Genomic DNA, 18746 nt, shown 5'->3' with positions numbered 1-18746 from the left:
AATAGCAAAACTTCGACCTTAAATAAAGAAATTTATTGCTTTTACATAGTTTTAAGGAACTAAGAAGTTTCTGTTGGCTAATAATAACACTATTGTTAAGTTTTCCATTAATAAGGTCAAAGAATTGCAGGATTAAATGAAAACCCGTAAACAGTTACCCCTTTATGTCATTTAGCAGATTTCTTATTTTTTTTTTACTTTACTAAAAAACCCTTCAGATTGCTGTTGTACACTTGCATTTTCCTCTTCTTCAAGCGCTTTTAATAGTTCAATTTGCTTTTTAGTTAAATTTTTTGGATTTAAAGTCTCAACTATTACCTGTACGTATAAATCACCACGAGCATGTGAGTTCATATATGGCATACCCTTTTCCCTACAACGTAGTTTGGTACCAGTTTGAGTGCCTTCAGGGACCTTTACTTTTATTTTAGCTCCATCAATTGATTGAATATCGATTTCACCACCAAGCACTGCTAGTGTCATTCTTATAGGCACTTTACAGTGTAAATCTGCTTTATTTCTAGCAAAGATTTTATGGAAAATTATTTTCACGTATACGTATAAATCTCCACTTTTTCCACCTTTTGTTCCAGCTTCTCCTTTACCACTTATCCTTACCTTAGCTCCTTCTTCTATGCCTTTTGGAATTGAAACGGATATATTTACTTCATCTCTTCTACGTCCACTTCCACCACATTTCTTACATTTGTTTTGTATTATTTCTCCTTCCCCATAGCATGTAGTACATGTTCTTTCGATGGTAAAAAAGCCTTGTTGAGTTCTAATCCTACCGCTTCCCTGGCATGTGTGGCACTGAACTGGTTTAATTGCTCCTTCGCCACCTGTGCCTTGGCATGTATCACATTTTACATTTGTCACATAATGTATAGGCGCTTGTATTCCTTTAAATGCATCTTCTAAGGTAATTTCAAGATCATAACGTAGGTCTGCTCCAGATACTCCTGTTGTACTTCTTTTTGCTCTTGATCTACTTGCACCACCACCGAATCCTCCACCAAAGAAGTCATTGAATATGTCGCTAAAATCTCCTGCAGAGCTAAAGCCTTGAAATCCACCAGAAGCACCTTCGTGGCCATAACGGTCATAGCCTGCCCTTTTCTCAGAGTCAGACAGAACTTCATATGCAGCTGTTACTTCTTTAAATTTTTCCTCTGCTTCTTGATTGCCAGGATTTCTATCAGGATGATATTTTAACGCTAATTTTTTATACGCTTTTTTTATCTCATCAATACTGGCATTTCTGCCTACTTCCAGTAGCTCATAGTAGTCTTTTTTGCTCATATATAATAGTTTAGTGCTTAACCTTTAAAGATAGGTATTGCATATATTAATTTCAAGTGTGACTTCTGCTTCCTATAAAATGTGGTGCACCCTGAGCGACTTGAACGCCCGACCTTTTGATCCGTAGTCAAATGCTCTAATCCAACTGAGCTAAGGGTGCTTTCATAAAGTTAACTTTAGCAGATTTTGTGGCTTGATTCAATTAATTTGGCTAAAAATAAAACTATTGATTTCTATCATACGTGAACCCCTCACAATTCTCAGACTGCCATTTCGCATTAGAATTATCAAATTCACTACAAGGAGGAGCAGTTGGAGTAGTATTAGGATCTTGAGAAAAGTAAGGAGGTGGTGCATCATAACGAGAAGAATCTCCATAACCATGCCCTTGTCTAAGACAGCTATCTACCGCTCCTTTAGCTTTCTCGATATTTTCTGATTCTTCCTCATGCTTCATATGAAAAGCTAAACCACCAGTAAAACACACAAGAGAATTAACGCCAAGGATAACTAAACCCCACACTGGTAAGACTGGGTAAACAGCACAAGCTACCAAAGCTGCCAAAGAAACAGCGCCAACCGCAAATTCTATATTTCTGAACGTTTTAAATTTACTATCCAGGTAATCTATTTTTTCTTCTTTTCTAGCCACTTTTCTGCTGCTGTTATACCAAAAACACATACCAGCATGGAAAGCAACACACACAACTGCAGCTACCATACCTAAAGCTAATAACTTTCTATTGTCTTCTGAGTCTTTTTTCTTATCTTCTCTGCTTTGATGGCTACCACTACTGAAACCAGGGTTATTTATAACTGTAGTATGACCACCAAACAGGCTGCGAAGTAGTAAATAATCCCAAAAATCTAAACCTCTATCATTGTATACATGTATATGTGTAGTCTGAGGGCCTGTAGGTTGTGTGTTATTCCCTGCGTTATATTGATCATTTCTGCTTCCTGTATCGTGCCTATTGCTTGAATTTGGATATGTAAATTCTTCATACACATTTTTAAAATTCTCCTTGCTCCAAGTTAAATTCGGTGTATTATTACAATACTGTAGAAACCCTTCAATATTATTATTATTACCTAATTTCTTTATATAGGCTAACGCATACCTTTTTAAAACACTATCACTTGCTACCATAAATACCCTCTTAAGTTAAGATTAAATTAATAAATATTTATTATAACAAGATAACATCTACTTGTCAACTTGAGCCTGATTCAAGTATCCGTTCAGAGTGTGGCAGAAGAACTTATTCAAATAAAGTAGGTGGTAAAATATAAACATTTTATAAAGTGAAAAATGGACTTTTCAGACCACTGCCGAGCTAAAAAAGCCCTGAAAACCGTGATACTTAGGCCACTTCTTGCTTAAGCTGTACAATTTCAGCTTGAGAAAGGCCAGTGGATTCAGCTATTAAATTAACAGATACACCAGCTTTAAGTAAATTTTTTGCAACTTCGATTTTTCCTTTCTCTATACCTTCCTCAAGTTTGTATTCAAGAATGGCTTCTTCCTTACGTAGATCCATTATTCTTTCTTCATATGCTACTAAATCTTTCTCATTCCAGCAAAACTTGTCTAACTCATCATATGCTAGCTTTACTATTGGTGATTTTTCTGCTATATTCCTTAGGTCTTCATCTGTAGTTTCATCTGCATACTGTTGTCTAAGTGAAGAAGGTCGCCCCTCCTCACTCGACTTCAAAACCGTACGTGAGACTTTGCGCCTCATACGGCTTCTCTCTAATTTGGTGCTTGTCATGCATACCTCCTGTGTAATTCATCGTGACAATGCCCATGTAACAAAGATAAATTTTTGATCATATTGTTTCGTCTATTCCGGTCTTTATGATGTATTTCTATTATATCATCACTTTCAAACCATAGTCTACATTATCACATTTACTTTGTTGTAACTTCAATAGTTTTATTACTCTTAATGGCTTATCTGGTATTTTTCTCAGACGTTTACCCCAATATACCCAATCACCATCATATGGAGATCTGGTTTTTTGCACTTTGTTTAATAACATGATCGCTGTGTATAGTAAGACGTACCTTGTTACTTGTCATAAAGCGCCAGTTATCGTTATTATACTTTTTAAAGTATTTTCTTTTTATCCAGCATTTCCCTTTGTTTGGGTGCCTAAAGACTGCCCACTTCCAGAGCTTTCTATGTATAGTATTATCCAATGAGCTAAAGATTTTACATGAAACTACCGAAGAGTAATATTGACTCCATCCTCTGTTTATTGGATTGAGATTCCTTATTATTACTTCCTGTGGCGCCCCACGCATTTCTCTAAGTTTATGTTTAATAGCAAATGTATGCTGCTTTATAGAATTACGACTTGGTTTTATTAATAATGTGTAACCTTTTTTACTTTCTTTTGTTGGATATTGTCTTATTGAAAATCCAAGAAAATCAAATCCTGGTTTTGTTTCGTCAATGGTTCTTAATGTATGAGAAATTCTTGTTTTAGAGGGCTTTAATTTTAGTCCAATGGTTTCTAACCATTCTTCAACTAAAATTTTTGCTTTAAGAATAATCTCTTCGTTTTCATGTATGATGACAAAATCATCACAGTAGAAAATTACACTAATAGACTTTTGCGCGTTTTTATGCGATATCCTACCATATTTTCTTTTCATGCATTGAAAGAGTTCGTTGGTTAATGCTTTTTTGACATGTTGCTCTAATCCGTGTAATGCAACACAAGCTAGCAACGGTGCCTCCTTGAATTGTACCACGTTTTGTGGATTGAAACTTTCCATCTTCCATAACGCCTGCCCTTAACCATCTTCTTATGATTTTCTTTAACGTTGGTGTGGTTTTCAAGCAGTTTATTATGGTTAATATTGTCAAAACATCCAGAAATATCAGCATCTAATACATATGCTGTTTTCTGTTTTAGCACATCAAATATGGCTTCAATTGCATCATGACATGATCTACCAGGTCTAAAACCATAAGTGTTTGGCTCAAGTTTTGCCTCCCATTCTGGTTCCAACACCATTTTTACAAGTGTTTGTTTTGCTCGACACGATATAGTTGGTATACCAAGCGGGCGATATTCCGATGGCTTACCAGGTCAGACACGTCTTGATGGCTTTGCTTTCTCTCTTATATCTAAGGAGTTTGCCAATTGCAATCTTTCTTTTTGACTAAGGTTAGCTTTTCCATCAATACCTGCAGTTTTTTTCCCTCTGTTGTCCTGAGTTACCCTTCTAACTGCGATCGTTCTTGCACTTGTTGATTTGAGTAATAATCTCTGAAGGTTGTGCATCTTTTTGATATCATTACATTTAGAAGCTTGGTAAATTCGTTTTTGTAGCTTAAATGAAGATTTCTTCAGCTTTCGCCAAGGAATTCCATTCATACCTAGCTTTTTGCTGGTCCATAACATATTCACTACTATTCACCACTTTACCTTCCAAATTAAAGTGTTTACGTCTGCATATCCCAGATATTACTTTGGGCATTAGCTTCTTCTTCCACATAGAGGTTGTCCGGAAACTAGTAAATTCAAGCATATTCCCTCTTTAACATAACCCTACTCATAGCTAGGTATATGAAATTCTCAGTGGATGTTGTGAGTAAATCATACTCCTTCGATAGCCTTCTATTCCTATTAACCCAAGCAAAAGTCCTTTCTACAACCCATCTTCTTGGCTGTACTTTAAACCCTTGTTCTCTTGTTGGTAGTAGCTCAGGTGGCGTATCTTTGTGCACCCAAAATCTACATGGAGGCCTTTTAACAATTTCAATATCTATGTCATATTCTTCCTTTATGTGATTCTTTAAATTTCTTCCTTGGTATCCCATGTCAGCCCACATTTTTTTAACTTTAGTATATTTTGTTCTCATATTGTTTAATGCTATTTTAATACCATCTCTATCATTTTCGTTAGCAGCGCCTACGTAACAACCTAGTATAAAACCCTGAGTGTCTGTAATTATATGCCTTTTTCTACCCTTTACTTTTTTACTTCCATCATAGCCTTTGATCCTCCCTTTTCTGTAGTCTTTACAGATTGACTATCTACTATACAGGCACTCGGCTGCTCATTCCTTCCTATTTTTCTTCTACTATATTTTGTAATTTCATAATTCATTTTCTCAAAAATTCCCTGCTTCTTCCATTGCCTGAACTGCTCATACACAGTCTTCCATAGCGGAAAATCATTTGGTAAATACCGCCATTGACACCCTGTACGCAATACATAGAAAATTGCTTCTAATATTTCTCTTTTGCTATACTTTGGCGGCCTTCCTCCTTTCTTGTATGATACTCTGAAGTGTTTTTCTATTCTTGCCCATTCCCTTTCGCTTAGATCTGTTGGATACTTTTTTCTCATCTTTACCCCGTACTAAAATTTCAGATATTATAGCCTTTTACTTATTTCCGGACAACCTCTTGTTCTGTTTACTCTGCTCGTCAAGTTCCCCTTTTAATGCATCAATAATAGCTTTAGATTGATCTTTACTGCCAAGATCACCAATCACAGCTGTCACCTTTTCATAAGGCAGCTTGTGAATAATATCTTTAAGCTCTTCTGCGCCTATGTTATCCAAAAGTTCTTTAAACTGCTCATTAGACATATTGCGAGCAAAAGCTTGAAGTTTTTCTGGATTATCAACTAAAGACTTAATGATAATCTGGATCCTATTAGAATCAGTTAAATCCTGAGCAATTGCTTCGAGTTTCTCAGGATCAAGCTTATTAACTAAGTCTTTCAGTTGGTCTTCTTGCAGACTATAGTACTTCCCAAAGTAAATGATAAAGGTATAATAAGCTATTTGAGTTATAATGGCGTATAGTGTGGATTTAAGGGAAAGGGCAGTATCGATGATAGAAAAAGGGAAGTCAAAGGTTGAGGTGGCAGAGCTTTTGGAGATAGGAATAGCAACTCTGTACCGCTGGTTAAGAAAGAAAGCCGCTGGTGAAAGCCTAAGGCCATCGAAAAACGGCAGCTTTATTCGAAAAATAGACCCAAAAATACTCGAAGAATATGTTAAAAAGAATCCAGATCATACGCTGGCAGAGATGAAACAAAATCTTGGATTTGGAATAAATTCAATTTGGTATAGGCTGAAACAGCTAAGAATTACTTTAAAAAAAAGTTACACTATATCAAGAGCGCAATCAAGAAGATAGGCAGCGATTTACCGATAAAATCTCAAAAATAGACCATTCCAGCATCTTATATATAGATGAAGCAGGAGTTGATAATAGGTTATACCGAGAGTATGGACGTGCTCCAATAGGAAAGAAAATTTATGCAGATATTCCAGGAAGAAAACGAGAGAGAATCAGTATAATAGGCGGGTGGATTGGAAAGAGATTTATTGCACCAATGACTTTCAAAGGTGGGTGTGACAAAGAGGTATTCAATACATGGTTAGAGAAGATGTTATTACCTAAATTGCCACATGGTACTACAATAGTTATGGACAATGCCACATTCCATAAAACTCCCAAAACAAAGGAGTTAATAGATAATGCTAGATGCCGTTTGCTCTATCTACCAACATATTCACCAGATTTGAACCCTATAGAGCATTGTTGGAATACCATCAAAAGCCGCCTCAGACCTTTAATGCATAAATATACAGACTTACAACTTTTGGTTGGTAATACCATAATGGAAATTTATCATTCATTTTAGAAAATACTATATTTACTAAAGCTTTCAACTGATCACCTTCTAATTCTTTGGAGAGTATTGTCAAGTGGTGCTCAGCCAAGTCTTTTGCAAGCACTGTAAATTGCTCGTCATTTAAAGTTTTAATAAGTGCTTTGAACTGATCCACTTTTAAGTGAGGTAAAATTTCTTTTACTTGTTCTGGATTTAAGCCTCTCACTAGAGCTTCAAGCTGAGCATCATTTAAAATAGGAACAATTATTTGTAATTTTTCTGGATTTAGTTCCTGAGCAAGAGTTTGTAATTGGTGATTGGTTAGATGATCTACTAAAGCTTGGAGTTGTTCATCTGTTAAGTTCTCTGCTAAGGTCTGTAGTTGGCTTGAGCTCAGTTCAGGAATTATTTTTTGCAGTTGCTCGTTACTAAGAGTATTGGTAAGAGTTTTTAGTTGATCGTCTGTTAGGCCCTGAATAAAAACTTTAGTAAACGCGTTTGATAGCAACAGTAGCACATCTCTTATATGTCTCTCACCGTAGTATAACATAATGTCTTGTAATACCTCATTGTCAGGTGAATCGATTATATTTCCTGCCTCGTCTGAAAAATAATATTTATTGTTGCCAGTATCTGAATCTTCCCATGTTACATATTTGTATTCCAATTTTTTTGATTTAATAGAACTGCTACACATAGTTTTGAAAGGCTGCACAAGCTCTCTTGTATATGATAACTTAGCCAACTCATTACCGTAATATACAAATGTATGGTTACTTTTTACATAATCTAAGTTAGAATCACTTTTATAATCTTTGGCTACCAGATTTCCTTCATTTTCTTCCTCCAGACATATGTAACTGTCTAGGCAAGAACTGCTGCAAAGTTTTATAGTCAATAAGCCTAGTACTACATCGTTTTTATCATCCAGCGATACAAGCTCAACTTTTTTAATAGGCATTGTAGGATCATTACCTTCAGGCCACTTTATCCTTGTAGTCGGGGTTTTTCTAAACACCTCTTTTCCAGGTATCATCTTAAAAACATGCTTTTTTCCACTCATAGGCGTTACCAATAAATTAATTGTTAGTATTCTAACATTTATTGATTAATTTATTGTTAAGTTAGTATATATTACAATTGTAATAACCAACATTACTTGTGTAGAGAAAAGTTACGAAAAGAAATAGAGATTTTCAGGGAAATAGTATAAAATCCTCATAGATTAAAATAAGCTGCTTTGACAGGTTTTGTGGCGGCTAGAGCTGTATAGACTGGTGGAGGCAAGCGGGATCGAACCGCTGACCTTCTGCGTGCAAAACAGATGCTCTACCAGCTGAGCTATACCCCCAGGTAATTCTTGCTTAAAGCATAAATCACTCAGGCTGAAATGCAAGAAATATTTATCTATTAGGCTATTGCTAAATAGTGTACAAATTCTGCAGGGTGTACACACTTCTCTATTTTTTTGTCTCCTTAGCGTTATACGTCACACCATCCAAATAAATCTGTGAACTGAAAATTAACAAGAAGTTTTCCTTTAAAAATTTTTTAACTAAATTATCACTAACACAGTATATTATATAATTTATTTAACCACACATGAAAATTTTAGTTTGATTAAAACGGATAAAAACTATATTACTATTGAGTATAGCTGAAAAATGAAATGATCCCGTAGCTCAGCCGGTAGAGCAACTGACTTTTAATCAGTGGGTCACGCGTTCGAATCGCGTCGGGATCACTCACAAATTTTGAAAAACATGCTAAAAGAACAAGACAAAATATTCACCAACCTAAATGGTAAAGAAACTCCACTACTTGAGGGTGCAAAAAAACGTGGTAGCTGGCAAAAAACAAAGGAATTACTGGATTTAGGATCAGAAAAAATCATTGATGAAGTAAAGAAATCTGGTTTGAGAGGTCGAGGGGGTGCAGGATTTTCCACCGGCCTTAAGTGGAGCTTTATGCCCAAAAATCTCCCAAAAGCATATTTAGTAGTCAATGCAGATGAGTCAGAACCTGGTACATGTAAAGATAGAGATATATTGCGATATGAGCCACATAAGTTACTTGAGGGAATTCTCCTGGCCAGCAGAGCGATCAGCGCATCAGTTGCATATATTTATATCAGGGGTGAATTTTATAATGAATATTTAGTTCTAAAAAAGGCACTTGAGGAAGCCTATAAAGAAAACTTAATTGGAAAAAATGCCTGCAAATCAGGTTATGATCTTGATGTGTTTATCCATAGGGGTGCAGGAGCTTACATATGTGGAGAAGAAACAGCTCAACTTGAATCAATTGAAGGAAAAAAGGGCTTTCCTCGCATGAAACCTCCATTTCCTGCAGGTGTTGGACTTTTTGGCTGCCCAACTACAATAAACAACGTTGAAACTATAGCCATGGTTCCAGATATTCTGAATCGCGGAGGAGAATGGTTTGCATCTCTTGGTAAACCAAATAATACTGGTACCAAGGTCTTTTGTATTTCAGGGCACGTAAACAACCCGTGTAATGTTGAAGAAGAGCTCGGAATTCCATTACGTGAATTAATTGAAAAATACGCAGGTGGAGTGCGAGGAGGTTGGGATAATTTACTTGCTGTAATACCTGGTGGGTCTTCAGTGCCATTAATTCCAAAATCTATATGTGATACTATTGAAATGGATTTTGATTCATTAAGAACTGCACAATCAGGGCTTGGTACTGCTGCTGTAATAGTGATGAATAAATCAACTGATATAATAGCTGCAATAGAGAGGTTATCACACTTTTATATGCATGAGTCCTGTGGACAATGCACACCATGCCGTGAAGGTACTGGATGGATGTGGAGGATTATGAAGAGGATGGTGGCAGGAGATATTAAGCCTGATGAAATAGATAAGCTGCTTGACCTTACAACTCAAATAGAAGGACATACAATTTGCGCACTTGGCGATGCTGCAGCTTGGCCGATTCAAGGATTAATAAGACATTTTCGCCATGTTATCAAAGAGAGAGCGATAATTTAACTTTACTTATACTTCTTAAGCCGTTTTGCTACTTAGCAACCAGAGCTAAAAAATATTGATTCCCTTCTCTTTTAGGTGCCAATTCTACCTTTGCGATATCTTCAGTGTCTCGAATTAGCCGTTCTAATTTTTCCAGTCCAACTTCAGTGTTTATAAGCTCTCTCCCTCTAAATCTCATTGTGACTTTAATTTTATGTCCGTGGGCAAGTAAGTCTCTTGCTTGACGCAATTTTGTTCCGTAATCGTGATCACCAATATTGGGACCCAGTTTAATTTCTTTTATAGTTAATGTTTTTTGTTTCTTTTTTGCTTCACTTGCTTTCTTTTTTATATCATACTTTTGCTTGCTATAATCCAGAATTTTACATACTGGAGGGGTTGAATCAGGTGCAATTTCCACCAAGTCTAAACCAACACCCTGTGCAAATTCCAAAGCTCGTTCTATTGGCACGATTCCGACCATTTCACCACTATGATCAACTAAGCGTACCTCCTTAGCTGTGATAAATCCATTAATTCTGTTTTTATTGTTCTTTTTAACTTGCAAACTTTAACTCCCTTAATTCAAATTAATACTTTTTAACAGCGATTCATTAGCCTTTTCCAAAGAAAAAGACTCCTGTCTTTCCGATCCTAAATTTCTTACTGACACAGTTTTACTTGTAACTTCATTTTTGCCTACAATCCACAATATAGGAACCTTGTTTGAACTATGCAAACGTATCTTATAACTAATTTTTTCATTGGTCAAATCAGTCTTGACTCTCACACCTTGTTCTTTTAAAATATTGCTAATTTCTGTGGCGTAACCGTCAGCTTCATTTGTAATGGTCAGAATAGCAAGTTGCGTTGGAGCAAGCCAAACTGGAAATTTTCCTGCATAATTTTCTATCAAAATTCCGATAAAACGCTCAAAAGTCCCAAGAATTGCCCTATGTAACATGACAGGGTGATGCTTGTGCCCATCTGCCCCTATATAAAAAGCTCCCAGACGTTCTGGTAAAATGAAATCAACTTGTAATGTTCCACATTGCCAATTTCTGCCTATTGCGTCTTTCAAAACGAACTCTAACTTTGGACCATAAAATGCACCTTCACCAGGGTTAAGTTTATAACTCAAGCCCGCTTCTTTAACGGCTTCAAGCAGCGCTTTTTCAGCTCTATCCCACACTTCATCATTACCTGCTCTAATATCTGGACGGTCTGAAAATTTCACAGAAATTTCATTAAATCCAAGCTCTGAATATACTTCTTTTAAAAGGTCACAAAACTTTATAGTCTCAGAATTCACTTGTTCTTCCATACAAAAAATGTGTGCATCGTCTTGCGTAAAACCACGCACTCGCATCAGTCCGTGCAATGAGCCTGAGCTTTCATTTCTATGGCATGTGCCAAACTCTGCCATACGTATTGGTAAATCACGGTAGCTCCTGGTGTGAGAATTAAAAATCTGCACATGACAAGGACAATTCATGGGTTTTATTGCTAACTTTTTATTCTCAGATTCGTCAACAATAAACATATTTTCACGAAACTTATCCCAATGTCCAGATCTTTCCCACAGCTCTTTACTTACTAAAATAGGAGTTTTTACCTCAAAATAGCCATTATTTATTAGCTTCTTTCTGATGTAAGACTCAAGAACATTATATAGAATATATCCTTGTTCATGCCAAAAAACCTGCCCGACAGCTTCCTCTTGGATGTGAAATAAATCCATATCCTTGGCAATTTTGCGGTGATCACGTTTCTCTGCTTCTTTGAGACACTCAAGATAAGCGTTTAATTCATCCTTATTTCTCCATGCTGTGCCATATATTCGCTGCAACATTGGGCCCTTTGCATCACCTCGCCAGTATGCACCCGCTACTTTCATAAGTTTAAACGCTTTAACTCTGCCGGTTGATGGTGAGTGCGGACCACGGCATAGGTCTACAAAATCGCCTTGTCTATAAACAGTTAGGTTTTTACCCTCTGGTATGGATGAGATAATATCAACCTTATATTTTTCGCCTATATCACTAAAGAAATCAATTGCCTGCTTGCGAGTCCAAACTTCTCGAACAAATCTGTGGTTACTTTTTACAATCTCTTTCATTTTCTTTTCTATTGCGGTAAGATCGTCCGTAGTGAAGGTACGACCTGTAGCAAAATCATAGTAAAAACCGTCCTGAATTGTTGGGCCGATAGTAATCTGAGTATTAGGAAATAGCTCTTTCACTGCCTGTGCCATTATGTGAGCAGCATCATGCCTTATTATATCTAAACCCGCTTCATCACTCAGTTGTATCACCTCTATCTCTGCATCAGCTTCAATTTCACGTGAGAGATCATGCAACTCACCATTTACCTTAAAGGCAATTGCTTCTTTCAAAACATCCGGTTGTAATATATCAAAGCCAGTAACTTTACCACTGTATTCTTTTACTTTTTGTTCGGCTGAAAAAGTAATCCTAATCATTTATCGACCCTTTTGTCTAACCCTCTCTTTGTCATCCCAGTGCGTGACACTGGGATCCATCTTATTTTTATAATGGAAATTAGTTTAACGTATGCTCCTAAAATCTGTTGTCCATTGCACAATTTGCAAATATTTTTATACCTGGACCCCAGTGTCAAGCACTGGGATGACACCTTTGTGTTTGAGGCAAAACAGGCTATAACATTTAACATACTGCCCTCGCAAACAAATGTTCGTACAGTTGTGTATCAGCTACTGGGATGACACCACCCCTAGTGGGCACTGCCCCTAAATCATAATGGATAACAGGGTTATAAGCTCTGAACATTAATAATAAGGCCTATTCTTTTTTAACCTGAGTGCAATTGCGTCTTCCCAAACTTCACCATTACGCAATAACTTTTCTTTATTGTACATTAGCTCCTCTCTCGTTTCAGTAGCAAATTCAAAGTTAGGACCCTCCACAATTGCATCAACTGGACATGCCTCTTGGCAAAGTCCGCAGTATATGCATTTTGTCATATCAATATCATAGCGCGTAGTGCGGCGACTACCGTCTTCTCTTTCCTCTGCTTCAATAACTATTGCTTGAGCAGGGCAGATAACTTCGCATAATTTACAAGCTATGCATCGTTCTTCACCGTTTGGATACCTACGCAACGCATGCTCACCACGAAACCTTGGACTTAAAGGGCCCTTCTCCATAGGATACCTCAAAGTAACCTTTGGCTTAAACATATATTTTAATGTAATAACAAACCCTTTAATTAACTCTACAAAAGACCAGTACCAAGCTAATTTCTTGAGCATAAAATATTTAAAACTTGTGTCAGTCATTATAAATCATATTATCAGTTTTCAAAATAAATATTTTCACCTGGGTGACTTTTTAGGTATTTTGGTTTCTTAAGTGTAATATTGCTAAGTAGTTTATATAAATAATGACAAACACAAATGAAACTATTTTCGCTTTATCGACCGTATTTGGTAAGTCAGGAGTTGCAGTAATTAGAATTTCAGGCAACTATGCGCTTAAAGCTTTAAATCATTTTCATATTAAGAAAGAAATTAAACCAAGATTTGCTACTTTAGTTGATCTATATGATGATTTCAATCAATTGATAGATAATGGAATAATCATCTATTTCCCTGCTCCAAACAGTTTCACTGGCGAGAATGTTATAGAGTTACAAGTGCATGGAAGTAAGGCAGTCATAAAAATCATCTTGGAGGAATTATCAAAAATTTTCGTTATGGCCAGGCCTGGAGAATTCTCACTTAGGGCTTTTCTAAATGGTAAATTTGACTTAACTCAAATAGAAGGAATTGCAGACTTAATTGACGCTGAGACGAAAATGCAAGCTAAACAAGCGATTAAGCAGATATCAGGAGAATTGGAGAGACTATACAGCAATTGGAGGCAAAGATTGATAACGATACAATCCAAAATCGAAGCATATATAGACTTTCCAGAGGACATTTGGGCAGAAAAAAGTGAGTTGGAAAAAATTAATAATGAAGTGCAATCTCTCGTGCGATTGATACAAGAGCATTTAAATGATAATAGACGGGGCGAAAGGTTGCGTGAGGGTTTACATATTGTAATAACTGGTGAACCAAATGTCGGTAAATCAACTCTGTTTAATTTCTTAGCCAAGCGTGATATTGCTATTGTTTCTGAATATGCAGGCACAACAAGAGATATACTTGAAGCTCATATTGACATTGGCGAATACCCAATCATTCTCTCTGATACTGCTGGAATTCGTGAGAGTTCAGATCCAATAGAATCAGAAGGTATAAGTCGAGCGAAAAAGAGGTCTTTTGAAGCTGATTTAAGAATAGAACTATTTCCTTTTGAACAGCGTCATAATATCAATTGCAACGTTGTAAATAGCGATACTATTTATGTATTGAGCAAAGCTGACGATGTTATCAATAATCACAATATAAAAATTAATGGCATAGATTTTCTACCTATTTCTATTTTAAAGGGAATAGGTACAAACAAATTGATCTCTCTCATAAAAGAGAAGGCAGAGGAAAAATTTGGGCATGATAGAGACACTCCTGTAATCACTCGGCAAAGACATAGGAATCACATGAAGAAAGCACTGGAACATTTACAACGTTTTAATATCGATAATCCAATTGAGTTGATATCTGAAGATTTGAGGCTTGCTGCATTTGAACTTGGTGCGGTGATTGGAATTATTGATGTTGAGGAAATATTGGACAGTATATTTAGCAACTTTTGCGTGGGCAAGTAAAGCTTTTATAGATTGCTTAAAATCAAATGTTGTGATAGAAAAGAAATGGACGGATGGCCGAGCGGTTTAAGGCACCAGTCTTGAAAACTGACGTACGTGATGAGCGTACCATGGGTTCGAATCCCATTCCGTCCGCACAGCATCTCGCTATGCTAGCTGATTTTTAGAGCTTATTTGGACTATGTGGTTCATAACGCTGGAAATCTTGTCTAATCTAGCCACATCTTTTAAAAATACATCCCTTTGTAAATTGACCTTGTTAGCAAAGAAAGCTAATATCTATAAATAGATCACCATCTGAATATGAAAACCGATATAGTAATAATAGGTGCAGGACCTGTTGGAATATTCACTGCTTTTCAAGCGGGAATGCTTGATATGAGATGTCATATAATAGATGTTTTGGATCAAGCAGGAGGACAATGCACAGCTCTTTACCCAGAAAAGCCAATATACGATATACCTGGTTATCCTGTAATTACTGCCCAAAAATTAATTGAGCAGCTAATAGAGCAAGCTTCGCCATTTAAGCCTATTTACCATTTAAGTCAAAAAGTAGAAAAGATTTCAAATAACGAAGGTGAAAACTTTACTATCATAACGAGCATAGGTACAGAGGTAAAATGTAAGGCTGTTATTGTTGCTGCAGGTAATGGAATGTTTGAACCTAACCGTCCACCCTTAAGTGGTATATTAGAATATGAAAATAAATCTGTATTTTACAGTGTAAATAAAATTTCTGATTTTCAGGATAAAACTATAGTCATTGCAGGGGGGGGTGATTCTGCCGCTGATTGGACTGTAGAACTTTCTAAAGTTGCGAAGAAAATTTATGTGATACATAGGAGAAAGGAATTTCGCTGCACTCCTGAAACTAGAAATAAATTAGAATCACTTGAAATTGATGGAAAAATAGAACTGGTAGTGCCATATCAATTACACGAACTAGCAGGAGGTAATGGGCAGTTGAGCGCAGTGATAGTAAAAAACATTGCCTCTAAGGAAGAAAAAGAAATATCCGCTGATTTTTTGCTGCCATTTTTTGGATTGTCAATGAATCTTGGTCCAATAAACAATTGGGGTATACAGTTAGAACATAGCCGCATAGTTGTTGATCCGACTACCTTAAAAACCAGTAGGGATAGAATATATGCAATCGGAGATATAGCTACTTATTCAGGCAAACTAAAGTTAATATTAAGTGGTTTTGCCGAGAGCGCCATGGCTTGTTATGACATATACAAAGTAATCCACAACTCTCCAGTCAATTTTCAATATTCAACTTCAAAGGGAATTCACGGGAAAGAAAAACTTCCTTGACAAACCTCGCCAGCTCCCTTATCATGAAACTGAAGCTATTGTATTTGCTTTCGCCAATCTGCAGATTAAAAGGTAAGGATTACTTAATGTATCGGCGTCTTATGTTCAATTTTTTGCAGTATATAGATACTGTATGTCTTTACAAAACTTCATCTACATCTAGATTTTTATCTAAATAAGCTGAACGCGCTTACAAAGCGTTACAAGACATCAAAAAATGCCAATACTCGACAGAGATAGTAAAAGACTAGCTAACTCGGGGATTCTTTGTCTTTTTTTCTGCTTAGTAAATTTCTTAAACATTTGCAGCGTAAGTTAGTTGCAATTAAAAGCGGCTGAATCTCGCTTGTCAAGCGTTTAAAACATAAAAAACGCCAATATTTTAAAGCGGATAATAACCACAGGGCTTCTTTTGCCTTTTTTTTCGTTTGGTAAATTTCTTAATATTTATAGCTAAACAACAACCGTCATCCCGCTGCTTGTTAGCGGGATCTAGAGATACCGCGAATGAATCGCGGTATGACGTAGGACTGCTGTCATTCCAGTGCTCCTTTTTTTGTCATCCGAGTAGCTGACACTGGGATCCAGGAAACTTAACTTTACACCAGGTGAATGTACAATAAGAACTGGATTCCAGACTGGAATGACACCGAAGGGGCTACTGGGATGACAGGAGAAAGAGGCACTGGAATGACAAAGAGGGTACTTGGATGACAGGAGGTAATGCAGGAAGTCTAATAGTGCAGCAACACGGAACCCCAGGTCAGGCCTGCACCTATTGAAATCAGCAGTACCAGATTTCCTGATTTTATTTTTGATTCTTGTATTGCATAGTCTAAGGCCAGTGGAATTGATGCCGCTGAGGTGTTTGCATGCTTATCAACGGTATTAATCACTTTCTCTATAGGAAAATCTAATTTCTTTACTACTGCTTCAATAATACGAATGTTTGCTTGATGGGGAATTAACCAGTCAATATCAGTGATTTTCAAATTATTGCATTTCAGAGTTTCCTCTACTGAGGCTGTTAACTTATCCACTGCATGTTTAAACACTTCTCTTCCATTCATGCATATTTTTCCAGAATCACCAGTAGAGGATACCCCTCCGTTCGTACATAGTATGTCCACATTGCCGTCAGAGTGTAAGTTTGTTGATATGATGCCGCTTCTACCCATTTCTGATTTCATCACCACTGCACCAGCACCATCACCAAAGAGTATACAAGTTGATCTATCTTCCCAATCAACAATCCTAGACATTATTTCAGCACCTATAACCAATGCATATTTAATTCTATTGTTAGATTTTATGAGCGAATCAGCAACTGTAACTGCATATATAAAACCAGAGCATGCTGCTTGTACATCAAAAGCAAATGCGTTTTTACATTTTAACTTACTTTGTACAATCGTTGCACAGCTAGGAAAAGTTTTATCAGGAGTTGTTGTAGCAACTATAATCAAGTCAATTTCATCTACTGAAATTTTAGCTTTTTCTATAGCACTTTTTGCTGCATTTACAGCTAGATCTGACGTTAGTTCTCCTTCATCTGCTATATGCCTTTGAACTATTCCTGTTCTCTGCCTTATCCATTCATCGCTCGTCTCAACTATCGATGCAATTTCGTTGTTACTCAACATTTTTCTTGGTAGGTAAGATCCAGTGCTTAATATGAAACTTTTATTCAATATGACTTACCCCGTTAATTATCTTTTGATTTAAATTTTCACTAATTGCATTTACTGCAAATTTTATGGCATGGGCAAAAGAAATAGCATCAGAATTTCCATGACTTTTAATGATGATACCATTCAGCCCTAAAAACATAGCTCCACTTCTAATTTTGGGATTAAAACGCGTTAAAGCTTTATTTAGTTTGGATTTTAACAATATACCAACAAGCATTTTCGCTATCCACGAATTGAATACTTCCTGCTTTATTAGATTGATAAAGGTACTAGCGGTTGCCTCAGCCGTTTTGAGCATTACATTGCCAACAAAACCATCAGCAACAATCACATCTATATTACCCTCTAAAAATTCACTTGCCTCTATATACCCTTTGAAATTAATGCCTGGAGCGTTTTTAAGCAACTCAAAAGCGCCGCGCACTGAGTCATTACCTTTAACTTCTTCTGTGCCGATATTTAGCAAAGCAACTTCAGGATTGTCAATTTTTAATGCTATTTTTGCAAATATACTACCCATTAACGCAAATTGAAATAATGAGTCGGCATTACAATCAACATTTGCACCAAGGTCAAGCAAAGCGAAGCTTTTTGTCTTAGTTGGACAGATAGAGGCAATAGCAGGACGATAAATGTTTGGTAATGTTCCTAAAATAAATCTGGAAATTGCCATCAACGCTCCGGTGTTGCCTGAAGATACCACTCCGAAAGCTTTACCTTCTTTCACTGCAACAATTGCAGCTTTCATACTTGAGTCTTTACGATGTCTCAGCGCAAAAGATGGCTTATCATTTGCAAGGACATTGTCAGAACAATGAGTAAATTCAGAATTGTTACTTACTTTTTTATATTTCAAAAGCAAAGGAGATACTTCTTCCTTATCTCCATAAATATGAAAAAAAACTTTAATGCCTGGGTCAACAAGGTTGTCTAAAAAAAAACCAGCACCCTGAATTACGGAAAGAGGCGCAAAATCGCCCCCCATAGCGTCAAGTGCAATAACTATATTATTATTGACCGTAGGTAACATAT

General features: G+C 36.5%; 19 protein-coding genes, 4 tRNA genes and 2 pseudogenes. 7 read left to right on the top strand and 18 right to left on the bottom strand.

Annotated elements, in window-relative coordinates; genetic code table 11:
* Positions 1-183 precede the first annotated feature (183 nt).
* The 10 genes and pseudogenes from dnaJ to AAGD62_RS03130 form a co-directional block, all read right to left on the bottom strand.
* On the bottom strand, positions 184-1302 hold the full coding sequence (dnaJ, locus tag AAGD62_RS03175; RefSeq protein WP_174515787.1) for a molecular chaperone DnaJ: 1119 nt from the start codon (positions 1300-1302) through the stop codon (positions 184-186).
* 82 nt (positions 1303-1384) lie between these two features.
* Positions 1385-1462, bottom strand: a tRNA-Arg gene (locus AAGD62_RS03170).
* Positions 1463-1525: 63 nt separating this feature from the next.
* A complete protein-coding gene (locus tag AAGD62_RS03165; protein ID WP_155968772.1) occupies positions 1526-2452 on the bottom strand; it encodes a hypothetical protein in 927 nt (308 codons plus the stop codon).
* A gap of 214 nt (positions 2453-2666) precedes the next feature.
* Positions 2667-3077 (bottom strand): hypothetical protein, encoded by a 411-nt coding sequence (locus AAGD62_RS03160; protein WP_155968775.1) that lies wholly within the window; start codon positions 3075-3077, stop codon positions 2667-2669.
* Positions 3078-3307: 230 nt separating this feature from the next.
* Positions 3308-4090 carry a group II intron maturase-specific domain-containing protein gene (locus AAGD62_RS03155; protein WP_196770138.1) on the bottom strand — a complete coding sequence of 261 codons (783 nt, stop codon included), beginning with the start codon at positions 4088-4090 and terminating at the stop codon, positions 3308-3310.
* Entirely contained in the window at positions 4036-4365 is a 330-nt protein-coding gene (locus AAGD62_RS03150) for a reverse transcriptase/maturase family protein (RefSeq protein WP_265024668.1), read from the bottom strand. The genes AAGD62_RS03155 and AAGD62_RS03150 overlap by 55 nt, the downstream gene beginning before the upstream one ends.
* Before the next feature lie 42 nt (positions 4366-4407).
* A complete protein-coding gene (locus AAGD62_RS03145; RefSeq protein WP_196770139.1) occupies positions 4408-4695 on the bottom strand; it encodes a reverse transcriptase N-terminal domain-containing protein in 288 nt (95 codons plus the stop codon).
* Entirely contained in the window at positions 4652-4849 is a 198-nt protein-coding gene (locus tag AAGD62_RS03140) for a hypothetical protein (RefSeq protein ID WP_196770140.1), read from the bottom strand. The genes AAGD62_RS03145 and AAGD62_RS03140 overlap by 44 nt, the downstream gene beginning before the upstream one ends.
* Positions 4842-5674, bottom strand: a pseudogene (locus AAGD62_RS03135) (IS5 family transposase). The gene AAGD62_RS03140 and the pseudogene AAGD62_RS03135 overlap by 8 nt, the downstream one beginning before the upstream one ends.
* A 52-nt stretch (positions 5675-5726) precedes the next feature.
* Positions 5727-6074: pseudogene (locus tag AAGD62_RS03130) on the bottom strand (magnesium transporter MgtE N-terminal domain-containing protein); the annotation flags it as partial.
* A gap of 52 nt (positions 6075-6126) precedes the next feature.
* Here AAGD62_RS03130 and AAGD62_RS03125 point away from each other — a divergent pair.
* Positions 6127-6474 carry an IS630 transposase-related protein gene (locus AAGD62_RS03125; RefSeq protein ID WP_155968342.1) on the top strand — a complete coding sequence of 116 codons (348 nt, stop codon included), beginning with the start codon at positions 6127-6129 and terminating at the stop codon, positions 6472-6474.
* Between the two features lie 19 nt (positions 6475-6493).
* Positions 6494-6985: an IS630 family transposase gene (locus AAGD62_RS03120; protein ID WP_155968340.1), complete on the top strand. Its 492-nt coding sequence runs from the start codon at positions 6494-6496 to the stop codon at positions 6983-6985.
* Here the strand turns inward: AAGD62_RS03120 and AAGD62_RS03115 are convergent.
* Both AAGD62_RS03115 and AAGD62_RS03110 read right to left on the bottom strand, forming a co-directional pair.
* On the bottom strand, positions 6906-8030 hold the full coding sequence (locus AAGD62_RS03115; RefSeq protein WP_341812770.1) for an MgtE intracellular N domain protein: 1125 nt from the start codon (positions 8028-8030) through the stop codon (positions 6906-6908). The two genes, AAGD62_RS03120 and AAGD62_RS03115, sit on opposite strands and share 80 nt — an antisense overlap.
* Before the next feature lie 200 nt (positions 8031-8230).
* Positions 8231-8306: transfer RNA gene (locus AAGD62_RS03110), tRNA-Ala, on the bottom strand.
* A gap of 320 nt (positions 8307-8626) precedes the next feature.
* Between AAGD62_RS03110 and AAGD62_RS03105 the strand changes: the two genes are divergently transcribed.
* Together AAGD62_RS03105 and nuoF are read left to right on the top strand one after the other, a co-directional pair.
* Positions 8627-8699 (top strand) — tRNA-Lys (locus tag AAGD62_RS03105).
* A 19-nt stretch (positions 8700-8718) separates the two neighbouring features.
* On the top strand, positions 8719-9972 hold the full coding sequence (gene nuoF, locus AAGD62_RS03100) for an NADH-quinone oxidoreductase subunit NuoF (protein ID WP_155969053.1): 1254 nt from the start codon (positions 8719-8721) through the stop codon (positions 9970-9972).
* A gap of 28 nt (positions 9973-10000) precedes the next feature.
* Here the strand turns inward: nuoF and infC are convergent, their stop codons facing one another.
* The 4 genes from infC to nuoI form a co-directional block, all read right to left on the bottom strand.
* On the bottom strand, positions 10001-10519 hold the full coding sequence (gene infC / locus AAGD62_RS03095) for a translation initiation factor IF-3 (RefSeq protein ID WP_006279610.1): 519 nt from the start codon (positions 10517-10519) through the stop codon (positions 10001-10003).
* Positions 10520-10531: 12 nt separating this feature from the next.
* Entirely contained in the window at positions 10532-12433 is a 1902-nt protein-coding gene (thrS, locus tag AAGD62_RS03090; RefSeq protein WP_213863614.1) for a threonine--tRNA ligase, read from the bottom strand.
* Complete coding sequence (locus tag AAGD62_RS03085; protein ID WP_155969049.1) at positions 12430-12645, bottom strand: hypothetical protein; 216 nt, start codon at positions 12643-12645, stop codon at positions 12430-12432. Before AAGD62_RS03085 ends, thrS begins: the two co-directional genes overlap by 4 nt.
* Before the next feature lie 115 nt (positions 12646-12760).
* Positions 12761-13243, bottom strand: a complete 483-nt coding sequence (gene nuoI, locus AAGD62_RS03080) for an NADH-quinone oxidoreductase subunit NuoI (RefSeq protein ID WP_038199316.1) — start codon at positions 13241-13243, stop codon at positions 12761-12763.
* A gap of 131 nt (positions 13244-13374) precedes the next feature.
* On the opposite strand from nuoI, the gene mnmE reads away from it, so the two are divergent.
* The 3 genes from mnmE (at position 13375) to AAGD62_RS03065 (ending at position 16023) form a co-directional block, all read left to right on the top strand.
* Positions 13375-14703 carry a tRNA uridine-5-carboxymethylaminomethyl(34) synthesis GTPase MnmE gene (mnmE, locus tag AAGD62_RS03075; RefSeq protein WP_155969046.1) on the top strand — a complete coding sequence of 443 codons (1329 nt, stop codon included), beginning with the start codon at positions 13375-13377 and terminating at the stop codon, positions 14701-14703.
* Positions 14704-14750: 47 nt separating this feature from the next.
* Positions 14751-14838 (top strand) — tRNA-Ser (locus AAGD62_RS03070).
* Positions 14839-15006: 168 nt separating this feature from the next.
* Positions 15007-16023: an NAD(P)/FAD-dependent oxidoreductase gene (locus tag AAGD62_RS03065; RefSeq protein WP_155969045.1), complete on the top strand. Its 1017-nt coding sequence runs from the start codon at positions 15007-15009 to the stop codon at positions 16021-16023.
* Between the two features lie 734 nt (positions 16024-16757).
* Here AAGD62_RS03065 and AAGD62_RS03060 read toward each other — a convergent pair.
* Complete coding sequence (locus AAGD62_RS03060) at positions 16758-17714, bottom strand: beta-ketoacyl-ACP synthase III (RefSeq protein ID WP_155969044.1); 957 nt, start codon at positions 17712-17714, stop codon at positions 16758-16760.
* Entirely contained in the window at positions 17707-18744 is a 1038-nt protein-coding gene (plsX, locus tag AAGD62_RS03055) for a phosphate acyltransferase PlsX (RefSeq protein WP_155969601.1), read from the bottom strand. The genes AAGD62_RS03060 and plsX overlap by 8 nt, the downstream gene beginning before the upstream one ends.
* Positions 18745-18746: the final 2 nt, after the last annotated feature.

Source organism: Wolbachia endosymbiont (group A) of Eristalinus aeneus (assembly GCF_964026915.1).
In the GTDB taxonomy this organism is placed as follows: Bacteria; Pseudomonadota; Alphaproteobacteria; order Rickettsiales; family Anaplasmataceae; genus Wolbachia; species Wolbachia pipientis.
The sequence above is the reverse complement of the archived record's forward strand: the minus strand, read 5'-3'. Positions and strand labels throughout refer to the sequence as shown.

Coding starts and splice junctions, on each gene's coding strand:
- dnaJ (WP_174515787.1), bottom strand. CDS start 1,302: ATGAGCAAAAAAGACTACTATGAGCTACTGGAAGTAGGCAGAAATGCC.
- AAGD62_RS03165 (WP_155968772.1), bottom strand. CDS start 2,452: ATGGTAGCAAGTGATAGTGTTTTAAAAAGGTATGCGTTAGCCTATATA.
- AAGD62_RS03160 (WP_155968775.1), bottom strand. CDS start 3,077: ATGACAAGCACCAAATTAGAGAGAAGCCGTATGAGGCGCAAAGTCTCA.
- AAGD62_RS03155 (WP_196770138.1), bottom strand. CDS start 4,090: ATGGAAAGTTTCAATCCACAAAACGTGGTACAATTCAAGGAGGCACCG.
- AAGD62_RS03145 (WP_196770139.1), bottom strand. CDS start 4,695: ATGAATGGAATTCCTTGGCGAAAGCTGAAGAAATCTTCATTTAAGCTA.
- AAGD62_RS03140 (WP_196770140.1), bottom strand. CDS start 4,849: ATGCTTGAATTTACTAGTTTCCGGACAACCTCTATGTGGAAGAAGAAG.
- AAGD62_RS03125 (WP_155968342.1), top strand. CDS start 6,127: ATGGCGTATAGTGTGGATTTAAGGGAAAGGGCAGTATCGATGATAGAA.
- nuoF (WP_155969053.1), top strand. CDS start 8,719: ATGCTAAAAGAACAAGACAAAATATTCACCAACCTAAATGGTAAAGAA.
- thrS (WP_213863614.1), bottom strand. CDS start 12,433: ATGATTAGGATTACTTTTTCAGCCGAACAAAAAGTAAAAGAATACAGT.
- AAGD62_RS03085 (WP_155969049.1), bottom strand. CDS start 12,645: ATGTTAAATGTTATAGCCTGTTTTGCCTCAAACACAAAGGTGTCATCC.
- nuoI (WP_038199316.1), bottom strand. CDS start 13,243: ATGCTCAAGAAATTAGCTTGGTACTGGTCTTTTGTAGAGTTAATTAAA.
- mnmE (WP_155969046.1), top strand. CDS start 13,375: ATGACAAACACAAATGAAACTATTTTCGCTTTATCGACCGTATTTGGT.
- AAGD62_RS03065 (WP_155969045.1), top strand. CDS start 15,007: ATGAAAACCGATATAGTAATAATAGGTGCAGGACCTGTTGGAATATTC.
- plsX (WP_155969601.1), bottom strand. CDS start 18,744: ATGTTACCTACGGTCAATAATAATATAGTTATTGCACTTGACGCTATG.